13 protein-coding genes and 1 tRNA gene are annotated in these 19,655 nt (G+C 69.9%); all 14 read right to left on the bottom strand.

The window, feature by feature from the left end; translation table 11 throughout:
* Nucleotides 1–8 precede the first annotated feature (8 nt).
* The 14 genes from eno to E4J16_RS02915 all read right to left on the bottom strand — a co-directional run bounded on the left by eno (nt 9) and on the right by E4J16_RS02915 (nt 18,940).
* A complete protein-coding gene (gene eno, locus E4J16_RS02975) occupies nt 9–1,295 on the bottom strand; it encodes a phosphopyruvate hydratase (protein ID WP_136193562.1) in 1,287 nt (428 codons plus the stop codon).
* A gap of 215 nt (nt 1,296–1,510) precedes the next feature.
* Nucleotides 1,511–2,059, bottom strand: a complete 549-nt coding sequence (locus tag E4J16_RS02970) for a hypothetical protein (protein WP_136193563.1) — start codon at nt 2,057–2,059, stop codon at nt 1,511–1,513.
* A gap of 261 nt (nt 2,060–2,320) precedes the next feature.
* Nucleotides 2,321–5,821, bottom strand: a complete 3,501-nt coding sequence (mfd, locus tag E4J16_RS02965; protein ID WP_420809320.1) for a transcription-repair coupling factor — start codon at nt 5,819–5,821, stop codon at nt 2,321–2,323.
* A gap of 44 nt (nt 5,822–5,865) precedes the next feature.
* On the bottom strand, nt 5,866–6,069 hold the full coding sequence (locus E4J16_RS16165) for a hypothetical protein (RefSeq protein WP_168709423.1): 204 nt from the start codon (nt 6,067–6,069) through the stop codon (nt 5,866–5,868).
* Between the two features lie 63 nt (nt 6,070–6,132).
* Nucleotides 6,133–7,413, bottom strand: a complete 1,281-nt coding sequence (locus tag E4J16_RS02960; protein WP_136313217.1) for a Coenzyme F420 hydrogenase/dehydrogenase, beta subunit C-terminal domain — start codon at nt 7,411–7,413, stop codon at nt 6,133–6,135.
* A 28-nt stretch (nt 7,414–7,441) separates the two neighbouring features.
* The gene (locus E4J16_RS02955; protein ID WP_136313216.1) at nt 7,442–8,950 is read right to left on the bottom strand and encodes a lipopolysaccharide biosynthesis protein; all 1,509 of its coding nucleotides are present in this window, start codon (nt 8,948–8,950) and stop codon (nt 7,442–7,444) included.
* Complete coding sequence (locus tag E4J16_RS02950; protein ID WP_136313215.1) at nt 8,947–10,035, bottom strand: polysaccharide pyruvyl transferase family protein; 1,089 nt, start codon at nt 10,033–10,035, stop codon at nt 8,947–8,949. The genes E4J16_RS02955 and E4J16_RS02950 overlap by 4 nt, the downstream gene beginning before the upstream one ends.
* A 100-nt stretch (nt 10,036–10,135) precedes the next feature.
* A complete protein-coding gene (locus tag E4J16_RS02945; protein WP_136193568.1) occupies nt 10,136–11,098 on the bottom strand; it encodes a glycosyltransferase family 2 protein in 963 nt (320 codons plus the stop codon).
* Nucleotides 11,095–12,456: a hypothetical protein gene (locus E4J16_RS02940; protein WP_136313214.1), complete on the bottom strand. Its 1,362-nt coding sequence runs from the start codon at nt 12,454–12,456 to the stop codon at nt 11,095–11,097. The genes E4J16_RS02945 and E4J16_RS02940 overlap by 4 nt, the downstream gene beginning before the upstream one ends.
* 79 nt (nt 12,457–12,535) lie before the next feature.
* Nucleotides 12,536–12,877 carry a hypothetical protein gene (locus tag E4J16_RS02935; RefSeq protein WP_136193570.1) on the bottom strand — a complete coding sequence of 114 codons (342 nt, stop codon included), beginning with the start codon at nt 12,875–12,877 and terminating at the stop codon, nt 12,536–12,538.
* A 330-nt stretch (nt 12,878–13,207) separates the two neighbouring features.
* A complete protein-coding gene (locus E4J16_RS02930; RefSeq protein ID WP_136313213.1) occupies nt 13,208–16,315 on the bottom strand; it encodes a LamG-like jellyroll fold domain-containing protein in 3,108 nt (1,035 codons plus the stop codon).
* Nucleotides 16,316–16,671: 356 nt separating this feature from the next.
* The gene (locus E4J16_RS02925) at nt 16,672–17,646 is read right to left on the bottom strand and encodes a ribose-phosphate diphosphokinase (RefSeq protein ID WP_136193572.1); all 975 of its coding nucleotides are present in this window, start codon (nt 17,644–17,646) and stop codon (nt 16,672–16,674) included.
* A 68-nt stretch (nt 17,647–17,714) separates the two neighbouring features.
* Nucleotides 17,715–18,719: a bifunctional UDP-N-acetylglucosamine diphosphorylase/glucosamine-1-phosphate N-acetyltransferase GlmU gene (locus E4J16_RS02920; RefSeq protein ID WP_136193573.1), complete on the bottom strand. Its 1,005-nt coding sequence runs from the start codon at nt 18,717–18,719 to the stop codon at nt 17,715–17,717.
* Nucleotides 18,720–18,868: 149 nt separating this feature from the next.
* Nucleotides 18,869–18,940: transfer RNA gene (locus E4J16_RS02915), tRNA-Gln, on the bottom strand.
* Nucleotides 18,941–19,655: the final 715 nt, after the last annotated feature.

Here is a 19,655-nt window from a genome sequence, read left to right as displayed (position 1 = left end):
GCTTCGGCTCAGGCCTTGAAACGCGGGAAGGCGGCGGCGCCGGCGTAAACGGCGTCCTCCCCCAGAGCCTCCTCAATGCGCAGCAGCTGGTTGTACTTGTTGATGCGCTCGCCGCGGGCCGGAGCACCGGTCTTGATCTGGCCGGAGTTGGTCGCCACCGCCAGGTCGGCGATCGTGACGTCCTCGGTCTCACCGGAACGGTGCGAGGTCATGGTCTTGTATCCGGCGCGGTGCGCCATCTCCACAGCCTCCAGCGTCTCGGTCAGCGAACCGATCTGGTTGACCTTGACCAGCAGGGCGTTGGCGGCACCGAGCTCGATGCCCTTGGCCAGGCGCTCGGGGTTGGTGACGAAGAAGTCGTCACCAACCAGCTGGACGCGGTCGCCGATCTTGTCCGTCAGGGCCTTCCAGTCATCCCACTCGTCCTCAGACAGCGGGTCCTCAATGGAGACGATCGGGAAGTCGGTGATGAGCTTCTCGTAGTACTCGACCATGAAGTCGTTGTCGCGGGCCTCGCCCTCGAACTGGTAGGTCTTGGTCTCGGCGTCGAAGAACTCAGTGGAGGCGACGTCCATAGCCAGGGCCACGTCCTTGCCGGGCGTGTAGCCGGCCTTCTCAATGGCCTCGACGATCAGCTCGAGGGCCTCGCGGTTGGAGTCGAGGTTCGGGGCGAAGCCACCCTCGTCACCCAGACCGGTGGACAGGCCACGGCCCTTCACCACGGCCTTCAGCGAGTGGTAGACCTCGGCGCCCATGCGCAGCGCCTCACGGAAGGTGGGAGCGCCGATCGGGGCGATCATGAACTCCTGAATGTCCACGTTGGAGTCCGCGTGCGAGCCGCCATTCATGATGTTCATCATGGGGACGGGCAGGGTGTGAGCGTTGGGGCCGCCGATGTACTGGTACAGGTCCAGGCCGGCGGAGTCGGCGGAGGCGGCCGCAGCGGCGAGGGACACGCCCAGGATGGCGTTGGCGCCGAGCTTGCCCTTGTTGGGGGTGCCGTCCAGCTCGATCATGAGGCGGTCGAGGCCGCGCTGGTCGGCGGCGTCGTAGCCGATGATCTCGGGGGCGATGGTGTCGTTTACGTTGGCGACCGCATTCTCGACACCCTTGCCGAGGTAACGGCCCTTGTCGCCGTCGCGGAGCTCGACAGCCTCGAATGCGCCGGTGGAGGCGCCGGAGGGGACGGCGGCGCGGGCGGAAGAGCCGTCCTCCAGGAGGATCTCGACCTCGAGGGTCGGGTTGCCGCGGGAGTCGAGGATCTCGCGCGCGTGAACGTTCTCGATGAGGGCCACTTGATGCTCCTTGCTGAAGTTGTGTTGCCTGGGGACAGGCACATGCAGGGCCAGCCTAGCGGCCCGCGTCCTTCACCACGAGTGCATTGCACCCGTCAGTTCGAATCTTGTTCACGCCGGGCGAGATCCAGCCAACGGGGACGACGGCGAAGCGAGCCCACCGAGCCGCTCGCCCACTGCCGGGCTGAGGCACCGCGCCGACGGCGCCGACTCGGCTAGAACTGCGTGTCGTATCTCAGCAGCCAGGCACCGCCGCCTTCGTAACGCGGCGAGGTTTCAAGGCTCACGCCGCCTCGCAGCTCCTCGAGCCGGGCCACGACCGCATCCTGATCATCCCGGGCGACGATCATCGAAGCGAGTTCGGAATACCGGAATACGCTGACTGCGGCGGGCGAGTAGTCGACGTCTCCCGCCCCCTGCCGCAACTCCGCCAGGGCTTCCGCGTCCGAATACGTCACGCCGTACTCAGCTCCCGCCTGCTCGAGCAGGGGCAGTTCGATGAGCGCGTTCGCCGCGTAGACGGCGGAAGTACCTTGACCGCCCACAGCGGCGTAGTACTCGTTGAGATCCTCGACGGCGCCCTGCAGCTCCTGCTCGGAAATGACGACCGTGCTGGAGCGGCCGTCGGCATCGGTGTAGTTCACGATCACGGCCTGCCCCGGGTGGGCGGAGCAGCCGGCAAGGGCGCCGACGCCGAGCAGCAGGGCGGCGCCAACCGCCAGTACGCGGGCGCGCCGGGTGAGACTTGTGGTGGTTTGGGTCACGGTCTGCTCCTTGCAGGGTCGGCGACTACGGCACGGCGCAGCCGGCCGGCTCAGGAGCCAGTGCCGTAGTGAGGCGCTGACGGCGCCCGGGCGGTTGCGCACGACAATCCGTCACCTTACGCCCATGGTCCGCAGCTTCGTCGAAGCCGCCCCGTCTCCGGCGGCGACCTCGGCACGTAACAACTACCGACCTCGGCACGTAACAACTACCGACCTCGGCACGTAACAACTACCGACCTCGGCACGTAACAACTACCGATCTCAGCGGCGGCGGCGGTACTTGGTGGCCTCTGTCTCCCAGTCGGCCTCCCCCGCGACGACGGCGTGCAGCAGCACCTCCGCCCAGCGCAGCAGATCCTCCCCCTCGATGGCGCCACCGCCCATGCGGGCGGTGCCGGGCGCGGGGACCACGATCGTGCGGGTGGCGGGCTTGAGCACCGTGCCCGGGTACAGGCGGGTGACCTTCATGCGCGCCGAGTCGGGCAGGCGCACCGGCGCGAAGCGGATCGACTTGCCCTGCGCCACGATCTCCCGCACCCCGAGCTCGGCGGCCAGCGCCCGCAGCCGCGCCAGGGCGGCCAGGCGGCGCACCGGCTCGGGCACCGGCCCGTAGCGGTCGGTGAGCTCGTCGAGTACATCGGCCACATCCGCCTCGCTGCGGGCGGCTGCGAACTTGGTGTAGGCCTCCAGGCGCAGCCGCTCGTGGGGGACGTACTCCTCGGGGATGGTGGCGTCCACGGGCAGGTCCACGCGCAGCTCGACGTCCTCCTCGTCCTCACCGGCGACCCCGGCGGCATCCGCACCGCCCGCCTCTGCCACCTTCAGGGACTTCTTGTAGGCCGCCACCGCCTCGGAGACCATGCGCACGTACAGGTCGAAGCCGACCCCGGCGATATGCCCGGACTGCTCACCGCCCAGCAGGTTGCCGGCGCCGCGGATCTCCAGGTCCTTCATGGCCACCTGCATACCGGCGCCAAGGTCGGTGTTGGTGGCGATGGTGCGCAGCCGCTCCAGCGCCGTCTCCGTGAGCGGCTTGTCTGCCGGGTACAGGAAGTAGGCGTAGGCGCGCTCCCGACCGCGTCCCACACGGCCGCGCAGCTGGTGCAGCTGGGACAGGCCCATGCGGTCGGCCCGGTCCACGATCAGGGTATTGGCGTCTGTCACGTCCAGCCCGGTCTCCACGATGGTGGTGCACACCAGCACGTCGATCTCCTTGTGCCAGAAGTCGTCGATGACCTGCTCCAGCCGAGACTCGTGCATCTGCCCGTGGGCGGTGGCCACCCGCGCCTCCGGCACCAGGTCCGCCAGCCGGGCGGCGACGGACTCGATGTCCTCCACCCGGTTGTGGACGAAGAACACCTGCCCCTCGCGCAGCAGCTCACGGCGGATGGCGGCGCTGACCTGCTTGGTCTCATAGGCGCCCACGTAGGTGAGGATGGGGTGGCGGTCCTCCGGCGGGGTGGACAGTGTGGACATCTCCCGCAGGCCGGTCACCGCCATCTCCAGGGTGCGTGGAATGGGGGTGGCGGACATGGACAGCACGTCCACGTCGGTGCGCAGCGCCTTGAGGGTCTCCTTGTGCTCGACGCCGAAGCGCTGCTCCTCGTCGATGATCACCAGCCCCAGGTCCTTGAAGCGTACCTGCCCGGTGATCAGCCGGTGGGTGCCGATGACGACGTCGATGGTCCCGTCGGCCAGGCCCGCCAGCACCCGCTCGGAGTCGGCCGCGGTCTGGAAGCGGGAGAGTTGGGCGACGTTGACGGGGAAGCCGGCGTAGCGCTCGGTGAAGGTCTCGGCGTGCTGGGACACCAGCAGGGTGGTGGGAACCAGCACCGCCACCTGCTTGCCGTCCTGGACGGCCTTGAAGGCGGCGCGCACGGCGATCTCGGTCTTGCCGTAGCCGACGTCCCCGCAGATGAGCCGGTCCATCGGCTGGGTCTTCTCCATGTCGGCCTTGACGTCGTCGATGGTGGCCAGCTGGTCGGGGGTCTCGGTGTAGGGGAAGGCCTCCTCCAGCTCGGCCTGCCAGGGGGTGTCGGGGCTGAAGGCGTGCCCGGTGGTGGCCGAGCGGGCGGCGTACAGGCGCACCAGCTCCCCGGCGATCTCCCGCACCGCCTTGCGGGCCCGCTGCTTGGTCTTGGCCCAGTCGGCGCCGCCCATGCGGTTCAGGGCGGGGTTGTCGGAGCCGACGTACTTGGTGACCTGGTCCAGGGCATCGGTGGGCACCAGCAGCCGGTCGCCGGGCTGGCCGCGCTTGGAGGGGGCGTATTCGATGACGACGTACTCGCGGGTGGCCCTCTCCTTGCCGGCGCCGCGCCCGGAGCCGACGTCGCGGCGCAGCAGCTCCACGAAGCGGCCGACGCCGTGCTGGGCGTGCACCACCAGGTCGCCGGGGTGCAGGGAGAGGGGGTCCACGCTCTTGCGGGTGCGACGGGCGGGCAGGGTCTTGGCGGAGCGGGCGGCGGCGGGCGCCCGCCCGGTCAGGTCGGACTCGGCGACCAGGGCCAGGCGCAGGCCCTCGGCCACGAAGCCGTGCCCGGCGGAGGCCTGGGTGACGCGCACGACGCCGTCGGGGTCCTGGAAGGAGAGGTCGGCGGCGTCGTCCAGGCCGGTGACGATGCGGGCCGGCACGCCGCCGTCGGCCAGCAGCTGGGCCATGCGGCGGCCGGGCCCGGGGCCCTCGGTGGCGACGACGACGCTCCAGCCGCCACGGGTCAGCTCGCCGATGTCCTTCACGGCGGCGTCCAGGCGGCCCCGGTAGCTCTCGGGGTCGCGCACGGGCAGCTCGACGACGTCCGGGGAGGCCTTCAGGGACGTGAAGGCCCACCAGCCGCGGTTCGTGGACAGCGCCAGGGCGCGCGCCTCGGCGAGGTGGGCGAAGGCGGCGGCGGACAGGTCGATCGGGGCGGTCCCGCCGGAGGCGGCGGAGGTCCAGGCGGCGGCGAGGAACTCCTCGGTGGTCGCGGCCAGGTCCTCGGCGCGCCTGCGCACCTTCTCCGGCTCGGCCAGGACCACGAGGCGGTCCCCCACCAGGTCCAGCAGCGGCACCATGCGCTCGGCCAGGACGGGGGCGAGGGACTCCATGCCCTCCACCGGGATGCCGGCGGCGAGCTTGTCCAGCATGTCGGCCGCGGCGGGGATGACGCCTGCCAGGGCACGGGCGCGCTCACGCACCTTCGGGGTGAGCAGCACCTCCCGGCAGGCGGTGGCGGTCACGGCGCCGAGGTCGGTGATGGTGCGCTGGTCGGTGACGGCGAAGGAGGAGACGGACTCGATCTCGTCGCCGAAGAAGTCCACACGCACCGGCCGCGGCTGCGTGGGCGGGAAGACGTCGAGGATCCCGCCGCGGACGGCGAACTCGCCGCGGCCGGTGACCATGTCCACCCGGGTGTAGGCGGCCTCCGCCAGGCGGGTGGCGAGCTCCTCCAGGTCGGCGTGGTCTCCGGCGGCCAGGTGGATCGGCTCCAGCTCCCCCAGGCCGCCGACGATGGGGGCGAGCAGGGCGCGCACGGGCACGACGAGCACGCGAATGGGCCCGCGCCACGGGTCCGGTGCGACGCCGGGGCCGGCCGGGTCACCGTCCTCGGGGTGGGCCAGGCGGCGCAGCACGGCCAGGCGGGTGGCGACGGTGTCGGCGCGCGGGGAGAGCCGCTCGTGCGGGAGGGTCTCCCAGGCGGGGAACACGGCGACGGCGGGGTCGGGCAGGTAGCAGCGCAGGGCGGCGGCAAGCTCGTCGGCCTCCCGTCCGGTGGCGGTGACCACCAGCAGGGGGGTGCCGTCGGCGGCGACCGTGTCCCCGGGGCGCGTCAGGCGGCCCGAGTGGTCCGGCCCGCCCCCGGTGCGTGGGCGACGCCGGCCTCCCCAAGGGCCATGGCGGCCAGGACGGCGGGGCGGGCGCCCGGGGCGACGACGACGCTGCGGTCGGTGCGCGAGCGGCTGCCGGCGGCCGTCATCAGGGAGTCGATGGCGGGGTCGGTCAGCAGCGGGGGCAGAAGAGCAGTCAGACGCACGGTGGGGAGTGTACGAGGCCCGCACGCCCCTGCGGGCACCCCGCGGCCATGCGAGCGGCCCCCTCAGCCGCGGCCCCGCCCCGCAGCCGACCGCCTCCACGGCCAGTCGACCGAGAACTTGCTCCTGAGCCGACTGACGGAGCCGCGTAGCTGGCGCCAGGAGTCGCGGGGACGGCGCAGCGCCCGCCGACGGGCGCGGAATCCGGTCATGCGGGGGGTGCGCAACCCCATCAGGCGGGCCGCGACCCGGCGGGGCAGCAGGTAGTCCCGGCGCTCATGCTGATAGGGCTGGACGGCGCGCAGGGCGTCAAGGTCAAGCGGGGTCACCCCGATCACGCCCGCCTCCACGGCATCCCGGATGATCTCCAGGCCCTGTGGGGTGCGCGCCAGTAGGGCGCTGACTCCCGCGCCGTCCGTGAAGTCCGGGTAGCCGTCGGGGGTCGCCCGCCAGAAGTCCGCGGCGGTGATGTCGGAGTACTCCCCGACGCCGTCGGGGCACACCCGGCAGCGCCACTGCACCGTCGGCCCCAGGGCCCGGCCCCAGGACTCGGAGTAGGAGGTGGTCACCGTGGTGCCGTCTGCGGCGACTGCCGTGAAGTCGCCGGGCCAGCCGTGACCGCGGTAGCGCATGTCGCACAGCGGCTGGGTGCGGTCGGCGCCGGTTCCGGCGAAGAGCTCATCCAGGAGCCTGTCGGTGGCCCGCTGGTCGGGGGTGCCGGCGCAGAAGAAGCTCAGGATGATGGGGCGCTGCGCGCGCGCCTCGCTCAGACGGCGGATGGCCTGGGCCTCACAGGGCTTTCCGATGAACGCCGTCCCGCTGTCCGCCGCCGCGGGCGCGGCGGCATTGGCGGCGGGCGCGTACCGGCTGCCGGCGAGGGCGCGGACCTCGTCGGCAGCCTCCACTGCCACTGACCGCGTCAGCGAGGGGTCGTCCTGATCCTTGCGGGCCCCGACGACGCGGCAGGCGCGCCCCGACTCCAGCAGCCAGGTCGCGATGGCCGTGAGCACGCCGCCGGAGCTGCCCTCGTGGCGGATGGCCGCATCGGTGGCGTGAGCCTCCCAAGCCCCCAGGACGGGCCCGAAGTCCGGGTCCCAGCCGGAGCCCGCCGGATGTTGTGCCTGGATGCGGATACCCGGGCAGGCTGCACGGAACTGCCGCAGCTCGTCCGCGTCCGTGCGGGACGCGGCCCCGGGGTCGACGACGGGACGCATGAATCCGCCTTGCAGCCGCATGGTGACGCCCTTGAACTGGGCGCACAGCCCGCATCCCGAGCAGTTCAGGGAGGCGACCACGCGGTTGATCTCGGTGGCCACGCCAGTGGGCCGCACGTTGATTCTGGTCATGTTGTCCTCCAAGTCGGGTCTGCAGGCATCAGCGCTTGAACATCATTCGGGTCATCGTGGCCAGGTCGCGCATGTCTGCCCGGACAATGGGCAAAGCCAGCCACAGCAGTGCCATGGCCAGGCCGATGCCGACGGCCGCGACGAGGCAGACCACGATCGCCGGCAGGCCGGAGACCAGCGCGCACAGCCCCCACGCGGCGGCCGTCGCCGCGGCGGAGACGGCGAGGATCCGCAGCCCGTTCCACACCAGCGGCACGGTGCCGAGCCCGGAGGCGCGCCCGGACCACAGCAGGGAGACGGGCCACAGGACCAGGGGGCTGGCCACGTAGGCGTAGGCGACTCCAAGCGCACCGAAGTGCGCCCCGATGATGATGGCCACCAGCCGGATCACCGCGGAGAACAGCGTGTAGCGCAGGTATGCGCGCCCGAGCGCGCGCGAGGTGTAGATCCACCCGCCGACCATCGACAACGTGGTGAGGCCCTCCCCCACGGCCACCAGGCGCATGTAGGGGACCACGCTGAGCCAGTGGTCGCCGAGCACCACGGAGACCACGGCCGGAGCCGCGGCCACCACCATGCCCATGGTCAGGAACACCGGATACCCCAGTGCGAGCTGGCCGCGGCGCAGGTAGGCGAGGGTGCGTTCGTCGTCGTCCTGAAGCTTGGCGACGACGGACAGCCCGAGCGTGGTGACCTGGGGGCGGAACTGGTTCAGCGGGGTGCGCAGGGTCTGCACGGCGCGGTTGTACAGGCCCAGGGTGCCCGCCCCGAAGAGCCGTCCCATGAGGATCGAATCCAGGTTGGAGGCCAGGTAGGAGACCATTTGTGTGCCGACCATTTGCACGCCGAAGCCGAGCAGCGCGCGCATCGGTTCACGCCGGTCGTACCACCGCGGCAGCCAGCCGGCGATGACCGGCAGGCTGACGAATGGGACGAGGGCCGTGACGATGCGCTGCACCACCAGCGCCCAGTAGCTCCAGCCCCAGGCGGCCGTCAGGGCCCCCAGGGCCAGGGCCAGGGCCGCGGCGGTCAGGTCCACGGCCAGGGCCCGCCCCACGAGGAGCTTGCGGTTGAGGTCGGCACGGTACTGGTTGACCATGCCCGCCATGAGGAAGGTCGGTGCGATCGCGGCACAGACGCCGGCCACGGCCGGCTCATGGTAGAAGGAGGCCAGCAGTGGGGCGATGACCACGCCGATGCCGGTCAGCGCCAGCCCGGCCGCCGTGTTGATCCACCACAGGTTGGAACGCTGCCCATGGCTGAGCGTGCGCCCCTGGATTGCGGCGGTGGAAAGACCGAAGTCCTGGAAGATGGTGGCCACACCGACCACGGCCGTGACCATGCCCACAACACCGTAGGCGCGGTCGTCGAGCAGCCGCGCCAGTACCACTACGTTCCCCAGCTGCAGCGCAATCCGCAGGCCCTGGGTCCAGATGGTCTGCCCGGCGGCCTTGGCGGCCCGCTTACCGAGGCCGTCCCCGCCCTGGGGCCGCGGGGGCTGCGGGGCTTGGGAGCCCGCGGCGGCGGCTCCCGTCACAGCAGCTCTCCCAGCGCGTCGGTGAAGCGGGCGAGGTCCCGGTCCGCACGGCGCCGGACCTCGCTCACGTCCTCCTGCAGCTGGGGGGAGCCGATGGCCGCCAGGGCGCGTTCGACGACGTCGTCGCCTTGCAGCTCCACCACATGCTGCCAGCCGATCCCGGCCAGCAGCGGCGCGAACTTCCGCGAGTACGCCAGCGGGATGGCGGGCGTGCCCATGGACAGGGCGTTGAGGCAGGCGTGCATGCGCGAGCCCAGCACCACCCGGGCCGAGCCAACGACGTCACGCACCTGCTCCAGGGCGTCGCGCCCCTGCGGCACGATCACCTCCACGTCACCGAGCTCGCGGCGCAGATCGGCCAGCGGATAGCGGTCGTTGTCCCCGGCGGCGGCGTCGGGGCCGACGACGTGCGCCAGCAGGGTTAGCGTGCGTCCCTCGGCCTGGAGCCGACGAGCGAGCCTGAGCACGTCGCGGCGGTAGCGGGCGGCGTCGACGTGGGGGTTGTCGCCCCACAGCAGACCGGAGACGTTGAGGATGACGTCGCGAGTCTCGGGCACCGGCTGGTGGGCGATGGCGAAGACCACGTCGGTGGACTCCACGTCCACGGGGCGCCCCAGTTGCGCGGCACAGGCGGCCGAGCGGGCGTCCCGGCTGGCCACCAGCCGGGCGTGGTTCAGGGCGCGGCGGGCCAGCCGGGTTCCACGCCGGGTATTGAAGGGACCGATGGTCTGGGGAGTAAGCACGAGGGGCACGCCCAGGCGGTGCAGGATCTCGGGGAAGCGGGACATGTTCCGCAGGCGCTCCAGCCCGTAGATGTCGGCGAAGGAGTCACCGGAGCGGGTGTCCAGCACCAAGTCGAAGGAGGCGAGCCAGTCGAACAGGCCGTTGGCCCCGGTGATGCGCTCCTTCAGCAGTCCCCTCCGGCTCAGGAACAGGGAGGTGGGCGCGTCGCCGCGGCCGGTGCCCTGAACCTGTATCTCCGCGTCCGGGAACACCTGTGCGGCCACCGCCCGTGTACCGACGGCGAGTGCCCGCACGCCGAGGTTCGGCTGGTCGAGCGACGCCCAGAGGATCAGAATGCGCATAGGTTCCTTAAACAGTTTCAATACCGCGGCGCCGCGGTAGGGGGCGCAGGGGGCCGCGGCGGGGCCGGGCACCTAGCAGTACTTGACGATGCTATCGCCCTCATTCGCGCTGGTAGGGCAGGCGACGCCGCCCCAGGGCACCGGCGCACATTCCGCGGCCGCGCTCATAAACACGTAGGGAGCGCGAGCTGCCCGCCTCATCCCGCATGACGGTTGCCACCGCTGTCTTCGCCAGGCCTCCGACGACTCGCACGCACCCCCGGGCGAGCTGCCGTAATCGTGCGAAATGCCGCCGCCATCCGGGATCCGCGATCCTGATGTCCACCGCGGCCCAGGAGTTTCCCGACCAGTATGCGCGCCTGCGCACCCACGTGCGCGTCAGCCGTGCGGCGGGCAGCTGGTCCGCGACTACGGCCTCGTCACACCAGACGATTCTCCCGCCGGCCTTGACGATCTGCCGCGTGAGCATGGTGTCCTCACCGCCGGACATGCCGAAGTCCAAGTCGAAGCTCAGGCCGTTGCGGCGTAGGAATGCCGTGTCCAGAAGCAGGTTATTCGTCGCCGCCGCCGGCATCGGCGTGCCGGATGGCCTGCGCCCGTGGTTGAACCATCCTCCTGCGGTGATCCACGGATCCGGTGGGCTTGAGAACTCCGGCACCACCGGGCCGACGACCCCGGCGGCCCCTGTCTGCTCCCACTGGGAGACCAGTGCGGGAAGCCACCCGGGCCGAGGCCGCTCATCATCGTCGATGAAGACGACCGCGTCCTCTTCGCACGCGGCGAGGGCGCGATTGCGTGCCGCGGCGATCCCGGGCCGCGGCTCATGCACGTAGCTGACCCGGTTGCGCGCCGTCACGGCGCTGTCCTTGATTATCCGGGCGGCGCCGGCGTCGGGGTCGTTGTCCACGACGATCAGCCGCAGCCTCCTGCCGTCGTCCAGCTCGGACAGCGCCGCGTCAAGCACGGGAACGATGTGCGCCGCGTGCTCGGGACGCTTATAGGTCAGGACGGCGACCGCCACGGACCCGGGCGGGCCGGGGTGCTGCCCTGTGGGCGTGTTCATACCGCGTCCTCCTCGGATCCGGGCGCGTCGGTGCGCCGGTTCATTGACCGGTTACCGGGGCCGGCGGCTCCGCGACTTCGCGCCAGGGCTGTGATCGGCTGCTCAGCCCGCGTAGGTCCTTGGTAGCCGGGGGGCGCCCACGCCTCAGTCCCGCCGCGCGCGCGCAAGGCGGCGGCGACGCCGACGACGAACCACACCACCGTCCCGAATTGAGTGATGAAGGCGACGGTGACGTATGCGGGTATGAAGGACACCAGCGCGATGTCGGCGCAGTTGCCCCGGCGCGTGAGGGCCCGGATCACAACGAGTACCAGACCGAGCACCAGTAGGGCGACCGGCGCCCAGCCGAAGCGCAGCGCCATCAGCAGCGCCTGGTTGTCGATCGAGTTGAAGCCGGCCCAGCTCACCTCTCCCCCGGCTCTCGTGGCCGCCGGCGACTGGCCCACGGGAACCAGGTGCTGCACGAGCACGAGTAGCGCGCTGCGATAGTCCGCCGAGCCCTCCTGCTCGTTGCCGGCGCTCTCGAACACCGCCAGGATCCTGGGAACCACTAGGAGCATCGCCGCCGCCAGTCCCAGGAGTGTGCCCGCCCTGAGGCCGAAGCCGATATCGGAGCGCAGGAGGGTCAGTGACAGCAGGTAGGCGATCACGCAGCACACGATGCCCGTGCGCGAAAGCGTCGGAAGACTCGCCGCCAGAAGCAGCGTCATGCCCACGACCCGCAGTCCCGGCCTCCATTCGGCCCGGGCCACGAAGGGTATCCCCGCCGCCAGCGAGGCGCCCAGCGCGATGGAGTGCCCGAAAGCGCCTTCCACCCTCACCATGCTGCCGCGGATCTGATCGACGGCCCACTGGTCATACAGCGCGTTTGAGAAGCGGATCATCTGGAACGGGTTCCAGTGCACCGCGGCCTCTATCAGGGCGAGCACCGCAACGGCCATCCACACCGAGCCGATGATCCCGCACAGTCGGCGCTCGCCCAGCCTCTCCGTGAGGAGCCTGCCGACCATGTATGCCGGCAGCGCCCCGAAGACGACGTCGCCGAGGACGTACCCCATTGATCCGCCCGCGAGCACTGAGACGCACTGCAGTCCCAGCGCTCCCAGAACGATCAGGTCCCCAATGGTCAGGCGCAGGGAGAACGCCGGGAGGAGAGCCAGCGCCACCAACGAGGCGGCGATCGTGGCGGGCGGCACATAGGGCTGAACCGGTAGGCAGACCCACACGGGCACGAACGCCACGGTGGTCAGGAACAGCCAGGCGCCTCGTTGCGGGCCTCGCCCGGCCAGGCGCAGCAGAAGTGCGCCGACGATCGCGGCGAGAGTCAACAGCCCCAGTAAGAAGACGATACGAGGCACCGCTACTCCTTGGCCTTAATGTGTTAGCGGGCGGAAGCCCCGCTCCGCACCGCCTTATGGCGGTGCGGAGCGGGACGTCTCACTCAACAGCTCCTCGGAACACGACAACAGGATCCGCGGTCGATACGGTGACCCTGACATCGACGCGGTCCCGGGAGTCGGTCGGCACCGCGAAGACATATGTGCCCTTGACGGTCTTACCCGCGTCAACCTTCGCCGGCAGGTCCTGCGCCTGTTCCGCGGTGGCGAAGGCGACTGCCGGTGTCTGGTCGTCTCCGTACGTCAACTCTACAGAGGCGGCCGCCAGGTCCACCTCCTGTTCGCGCGCGGTGACGGAGACCTCGACCTGGATCGCGGGTCCGGATACCTCTCCCGGGCCGGCGGCGACGGCGTCGACCGCATCCAAGGAGGATATCGACACCACCGCCCCTCCGGCCTCCACCGTGCTGTCCAACGCGGTCGGATCAGTCTCGGGAGGCACGTATCCGGCGTCTCCCGGTGCCGCCGGGGCGGAGCCGCCCGTCGAGTCGCCTTGGTCCGGCGTCGTCGTCGGCTGAGCGGAGGGCCGGTCCGGCGACGCAACCGCGCCGGTAGCCGGCGCCGTTGGCGTCGCCGAGGCGGAAACTGACGCGGTTGGCGCCGCCGATTCCGTGTGCGAGCCGGAGTCCCCGATGCTGCAAGCGGACATGAGCAGCGTCAGAGCGACGGCGGCGCCGACGGCCTTGCTGGATCGCAGTGTCGGTCGCACGGGTCAGCCCAGCACATCCGCGCGGCGAACGCTGAAGTCGTTCAGCTGGAAGGTGCCCGCCGTCGAGGTCGCAGAGGCGGACGTGTACACCCGTAGGCCGACCGCTCCCGCGGCCTGCAGCTCCTCGGTACCGTCGGAGGCGTTGAGCTGCCAGCCCTCGGGTTCGGCGTCCCCGACCCAGGCCTTGGCGCTCAGCTGCGTTGGTGCCGTTCCCTCGGCGCGCACGCGCAGATGGATCTCATCGCCGGGCGTCCAGTCTCCCGGCACCCTGACGCTTCCCAGCGTGCGCTCCCCCGCAGGGGTGACCGCCGTGATGCTTGCGACGTGAACGCCCCTGGCATTGGAGTGGAGCTTCAGGTTGTAGCTGTTCGCTCCGATGCTCCGGACGGCGAAGCTGGCATACACGCCTCCTCCCGTCGGCTGCTCGCCCAGCGTGTACGAGGCGCTCAGCTCAGTGGAGTCGGAGGAGACCTGTGTGAGCGTGGCGGTGGAGGTGGAACCCTGCCGATTGAGCAGGATCGTCCCGGTCCCGTCGGCCACCGAGAATCGGCTAGCGGGGTTCACGGACCAGGCTCCGCCGACTGCGGCGGCTCCCCATCCGTTGCCGACGTTGCGGTCGAAGGCGTCGATCGCGAGGTTCGGATCCTGCGGGCCCACAGTCACCTGCTGCGTGGTGGCGGCGACCGCCCCAGCGTTGCTGGTGACCGTCAGCCGAATGGTATAGGTGCCCGCTTCCGCGTAGGTGTGTGTTGCCGTTGCACCGTCGGCGGTGTGGCCGTCGCCGAACTCCCAGCTCCAGGAGGCGATTGCGCCGTCGGGGACGGAGGATCCCGTCCCGTCGACGGTGACGGTGTAGTCCACCGCCTCGGCGGAGAAGGACGCCGTCGGCGCCTTCGCCTCATTGAGGGCGTAATGCGCCGCGACCTGTTCCGCGGACAGCTGGGTCGGGTATACGGCCGCACCGTCAACCGTGGCGGCCAGGACGCCGCTGGACGAGCTGCCGGGCCATCCCGAGGTCGTGCCGACGCCGAGGGTCCAGTTCCCGAAGAACGACTGGGCGCTGGTGACACCGGGGTCGGAGGCGACCTCCACGCCGTCGACGTACAGCCGCTGCCCTTGGGCGCCCAGGCTTGCGACCACGTGGTGCCACCGGTTGTCGTTGTAGCGTCGCGTGGAGGTCACCGCCTTGGTGGCGCCGGGATAGACGCCGAACCGGATGCGCCCGCTGGTGTCCATGTACAGCATCCGGTCACGCATACTCCCGGAGGAGTATCCGATTATGGCGCCTCCCCGCCGGGAGCTCGTCCGCACCCAGGTCTCCAGCGTGAAGGTCTGGATATCACGGTCCGTGGCGCTAGAGGTGGCCACTCCCGATGAGTACCCGGCCAGGGTGACGCCCGTGGACCCGGACCTGGCTCCGGCCGAGCCCAGGGTGACGCCATGCGCGATCGTCATGCTCGCGTTGCCCACGATGTCCTCCAGGACGTTGCCCTCGGTCTCATCGAAGGTCCACAGGTGGGTGGCGCCCAGATCCAGGGTGTACTGGTCGTAGGCGGAGATCCCCTGCGCATTTCCGACCGTCACGGTCACCGGGTCGGTGCTGAGGGTGTTTCCGGCGGGGTCGGTGACGACCAGCCGGTAGCTGTGCTCACCGGCGGGTGCGTCACTATCGCGCAGGGTGCGGCCGGACAGGCTCCAGTGGCGGTCGGAGACCGTGGTGGAGGCGACCGGGTTGGTCTCCTCGTCCCGATACACGGAGTAGGTCAGCGAGGAGTCGTCACGGTCCCACGTGGGTGTGAAGCTGAAGGAGACCCCGGTGGTGGTGGTGCGCGCCTGGAAGGCGAGGTCGGAGCCGCTGCCCTCGGGCGGATTGCCAGTCCCGGTGTCGCGCCGGGCGTAACGAACCAGCCCCTGCTGCACCGCACCGTTGGCGCGCACGAACTCACCGCCCATGAGCAGGTACTGGCCGTCTTCGCTCACGGTGACGTCGTACGCGGCCTGGCCCATACCGGTGAAGGTTCCCGCCGTGAGGTCCGGGTACCAATCGATGATGTCAGGGCTGCTGTAACCCGTCCAGTCGTAATACCCGCCGGTGCCCTGATAACGCACCTGGACGTCACCGTTGTTGGTGAACGCCATCGCACGGTAGTACTTCGTCTGCGTCTGGCCATTCTGCTTCCAGGTGACATCCGGGAAGCCATAGATGGTCTCGCACGAGTGTGCGTGGTTGGTCACGTATACCTGGTCCCCGCCGGGAAGGATCGAGTAGGAGTCGCCGTGGCAGGGCTCGACCCAGCTGAGATTGCCGTCCCAGTCCGCCTTAAATGCGCCTTCGAGCCTCCCCTGCTTCTGGTTCTGGGACCAACCGACGCCGTAGAAGCCGCTCTCATCGACGGCAATATCGTTGATGGCAGCATTGCGGCCACCGTTACGGATATGGCCATTGACCGGCGCCGGGAGCAGCGCGCCATCGGCCGCACTCAAAAGAGCCAGGCCATAGCCGGGGTTCGAGGAGCCATTCAGCGTCTGGAACGACCCGGCCGCCACGACCTTGCTGCCATCGGGCGACAGCGCCACGGAGTAGACCTGGGAGTTGTCCCCCTCCGCGCTCGGCGCCCAGTCGAGGGTCCTTCCGGTGCTGGCGTCCACCGCCGCGAGCTTGGTGCGGGCCACCCCGTTGACGGCCTTGAAGGCCCCGCCCGCGTAGACGGCCGTGTCCGAGACGGCGATGTCGTTGACCGTGGTTGAGAACATGGGGCGGAACGAGGAGATCAGGGTGCCGTACCCCGCCGTCAGGTCGAACGCGGCGACGCGCCCGTGCCATTCACCGTTGACCTTGTCGAAGGATCCTGCCACATACAGAGTTGTTTTGTCCGGGGACAGCGCCAGGGACCGACCCGCATTGTTGAGCTCGGGCGCGAAGTCCTCGATCAACTCACCGCTTCGCAGATCATAGGCGAGCATGTTGAGACGAGGCGTCTCATTCCGGCCGGCGGCGGACCCGGCTGGACGCGCATTGCTGAACTGGCCCACGACGTATACGACGTCACCGACAACAAGCTGGTCCCAGACGACGCCGTCCACCTGAACGGTGGGCAGCGGCTGGGCCAAGTACTCCGATTGTATCCGCCCTGACTCTTGATCAACAGCGGCATAAACCTTGTTAGCAACCAGCGCAGGACTGATTGCGAGGCACAAGCTGACCAGGGCAGCAGCGAGGCCGTGAGTGACGCGAGACACTTTCACGATTCCTCCGAGCTATTATTTGGGAACAGGTGGCCCATCGGCCACTCGGAGAATATACACAAACCGTGACGTCGCACATCTGCCCAGACGGGCGCAGCACCGAAGATCACATTGCAAATACGCAACGCTGAGCACTGTTACATAACGCCCGGCGCGTCGACAGCCGGCGCCCAACTCAAGGGGCTGCGGGCATCCTAAGGCGCCTCACCGCCCCAGTACCGTCACGACTCGAACAGACTGGTCACCGAGCCGTCGTCGAACACGGCCTTGATGGCCCGCGCCAGCAGCGGTGCGATCGGCAGCACTGTCAGGGAGTCGAAGCGCTTGCCAGGCGCGATGGGGAGGGTGTCGGTGACCACGACCTCGCGCGCACCGCAGCTCGACAGGCGCTCGACCGCGGGGCCGGAGAGCACGCCGTGCGTGGCGGCGACGATGACGTCCTTGGCGCCGGAGGCGAGCAGCACCTGCACGGCCTTGGCGATGGTGCCGCCGGTGTCGATCATGTCATCCACGAGCACGCAGGAGCGCCCCTCCACGTCACCTACCACGCGGTTGGCCACAGACTCGTTGGGACGGGTGACGTCGCGGGTCTTGTGCACGAATGCCAGCGGCACTCCGCCCAGGGCGTTCGCCCAGCGCTCGGCGACGCGGATGCGCCCGGCGTCCGGGGAGACCACGGCGGTGGCGGACAGGTCGACCCGCCTGCGGATGTAGTCCACCAGTACCGGCTGCGCCCACAAGTGGTCCCAGGGACCGTCGAAGAAGCCCTGCTCCTGGCTGGAGTGCAGGTCCACGCTCATGATGCGGTCGGCGCCGGCGGTCTTGTACAGGTCTGCGACCAGCCGCCCGGAGATGGGCTCACGCCCCAGGTGCTTCTTGTCCTGGCGGGCGTAGGGGTAGAAGGGGGCGACCACCGTGATGCGCTTGGCGGAGGCGCGCTTGAGCGCGTCCACCATGATGAGCTGCTCCATGAGCCAGTCGTTGACGCGATCACCGTGGGACTGCATGACGAACACGTCGCAGCCGCGCACCGACTCGTTGAAGCGTACGTAGGTCTCACCGTTGGCGAAGTCGTAAGCGGTGGAGGACAGCACCTCGGTGCCGAGCTCCGAGGCCACGTCCTGGGCGAGCTGCGGGTGAGCCCGGCCCGAGGCGATGACGAGCCGCTTCTCTCCCTTGGTGATGATGCCGGTCATGACGTGGTTCCTCTCTCGTGGCCGGTGCGGTCCGGTCTTTCCGGGCTCGGGACGGTGGGGAGACTCGCTCAGACCGGGTTCCCGGTGGCTGACAGGTCCGATCCGAGCAGGCTGAAGGGGGCGACGACGGCGCCCGCCGGAATGGTGGCGTCCGTCAGCACCGAGTAGGGGCCGACGACGGCGCCCTCACCGATGCGGGTGGACCCGCGCAGCAGCACGCCGGGCTCCAGGCGGACGTCGCGGGCGAGTTCGACGGTGACGTCCACCCAGGTTCCGGCAGGGTCGACTACGCCGACGCCCTGCTCCATCCAGGATGCGAGTACGCGCCGGTTGAGCTCGGCGCCGAGCGAGGCGAGCTGGGCGCGGTCATTACAGCCCTCGACGAGCCAGTGGTCGGTTACAGCCAGGGCGGAGGTGGCCCGGCCCTCGCGGTGGGCGTGGGCGACCACATCGGTGAGGTAGACCTCACCCTGGTCGTTATCCGTGCCCAGGGTGGCCAGGGCGCGACGCAGGTGGGCGGCGTCGAAGACGTACACACCGGCATTGACCTCGTCGATGGCGAGCTGGTCCGGAGAAGCGTCACGCTGTTCAACGATTCCGGTCACGGAGCCGTCGTCGTCGCGCAGGATGCGCCCGTAGCCGGTGGGATCGTCGAGCACGGTGGTCAGCACGGTGACGGCGTCGTCGCGCTCGTTGTGCTGGCTCACGAGAGTTCGCAGCGTCGCGGTGTCCAAGAGGGGGACATCACCACTGGTGACCACCACCGGGCCAGTCAGGTCCTCGGGCAGGGCCGCCAGCCCGCAGGCCACGGCGCGTCCGGTTCCGGGAATCTCATCCTGGTCGGCGGGCAGGGCGTCCGGCGCGAACTCGGCCAGCTGGGCCACTACCGCATCTCGCTGGTGACGCACCACGACCGCCAGGTGTGCGGGCTCGAGGCCGCGGGCGGCTACGACGGCGTGCTCCAGCAGACTGCGTCCACCGATGCGGTGCAGCACTTTGGGCAGGGATGAGCGCATGCGGGTGCCCTTGCCGGCAGCCATGACGATGACGGCGGCGGGTGAGGTGGAAGCCACGGGTCCTCTTCTCAGTGGATCGCAAGGTGGGTCTCAAGGCCGCTGGCGGCCCGGCGGCATCATCCTACGTCGCCTGCCACTCGGCCCCAACCCGACTCACGTGTTCAGGTGCAGTCGGCACGCGCTCGCCGGAACGTCGTCGCGCGCAGCTCCGCCCCCAGGATTCGAACCCGGGCCTCAAGGCTCCAAAGGCCTGCGTGCTGCCTCTACACCAGGGCGGAAGAGCGCCGACATGCCCGGACGGATGTCCTCTCGCACGGCAGGCGCCGACACAGTTTCTCATACTCTCGACACCCTCCCGTGCGCGCCTCACCCCAGGTCGAGCCCAAGCCAGTCTCGCCCCCGGGATCGACACCCTCCCGTGCGCGTCTCACCCACGCCGTCGGTCAACGCAGCTCTTGCGGCTTGAGGGTGCGCACGGTGGTCTCGGCTCGGGCTGAAGAGGACGTGTTCGACCAACGCGGGTTTTCGGCGGCGCTACGGAACGGGGTTCTGCTTGCTGCGGTGCGGGAAAGTTGGGGCGTTTGTGGTCTGCGAGGTTATTCCGGGGTGATGCTTGCGATTCGCAGGTAGACGTGTGAGCTGTGCAGAACTAGGCCCGGTTGTGTGAGCGCCTGGGTGTCTGTGCGCGGTCGGTTGTCCGTGCGCGTGGCCGTCGAACCTGCCAGTTGGACCGCTGTCCCCCCGTTGGACCGCCGTAGCCGCCGGTTACAGCGGTCCAACGGGGCGTGAGCGGTCCAACCGCGCGTGAGCGGTCCAACGGGGCGTGAGCGGTCCAACCGCGCGTGAGCGGTCCAAGCAGGGGCAGCACAAGACCCACTCGCCCCCTCCGACTGCCGACAACCAGGCCCCCAACACCGCCACCTCGTCGGCGAGGTCGTCCTCGGGACGGCGGGGAGGTTGTGGACGGGGATCATCTGCGACGCCACTTCACCG

The organism is Actinomyces procaprae (assembly GCF_004798665.1).
Lineage (GTDB): Bacteria > Actinomycetota > Actinomycetes > Actinomycetales > Actinomycetaceae > Actinomyces > Actinomyces procaprae.
The sequence above is the reverse complement of the archived record's forward strand: the minus strand, read 5'-3'. Positions and strand labels throughout refer to the sequence as shown.

What these genes read in the sequence shown, in the direction of transcription:
- E4J16_RS02925 (WP_136193572.1), bottom strand. Translation starts at nt 17,646, where the DNA reads ATGACCGGCATCATCACCAAGGGAGAGAAGCGGCTCGTCATCGCCTCG.
- E4J16_RS02950 (WP_136313215.1), bottom strand. Translation starts at nt 10,035, where the DNA reads ATGCGCATTCTGATCCTCTGGGCGTCGCTCGACCAGCCGAACCTCGGC.
- E4J16_RS02945 (WP_136193568.1), bottom strand. Translation starts at nt 11,098, where the DNA reads ATGAACACGCCCACAGGGCAGCACCCCGGCCCGCCCGGGTCCGTGGCG.
- E4J16_RS02960 (WP_136313217.1), bottom strand. Translation starts at nt 7,413, where the DNA reads ATGACCAGAATCAACGTGCGGCCCACTGGCGTGGCCACCGAGATCAAC.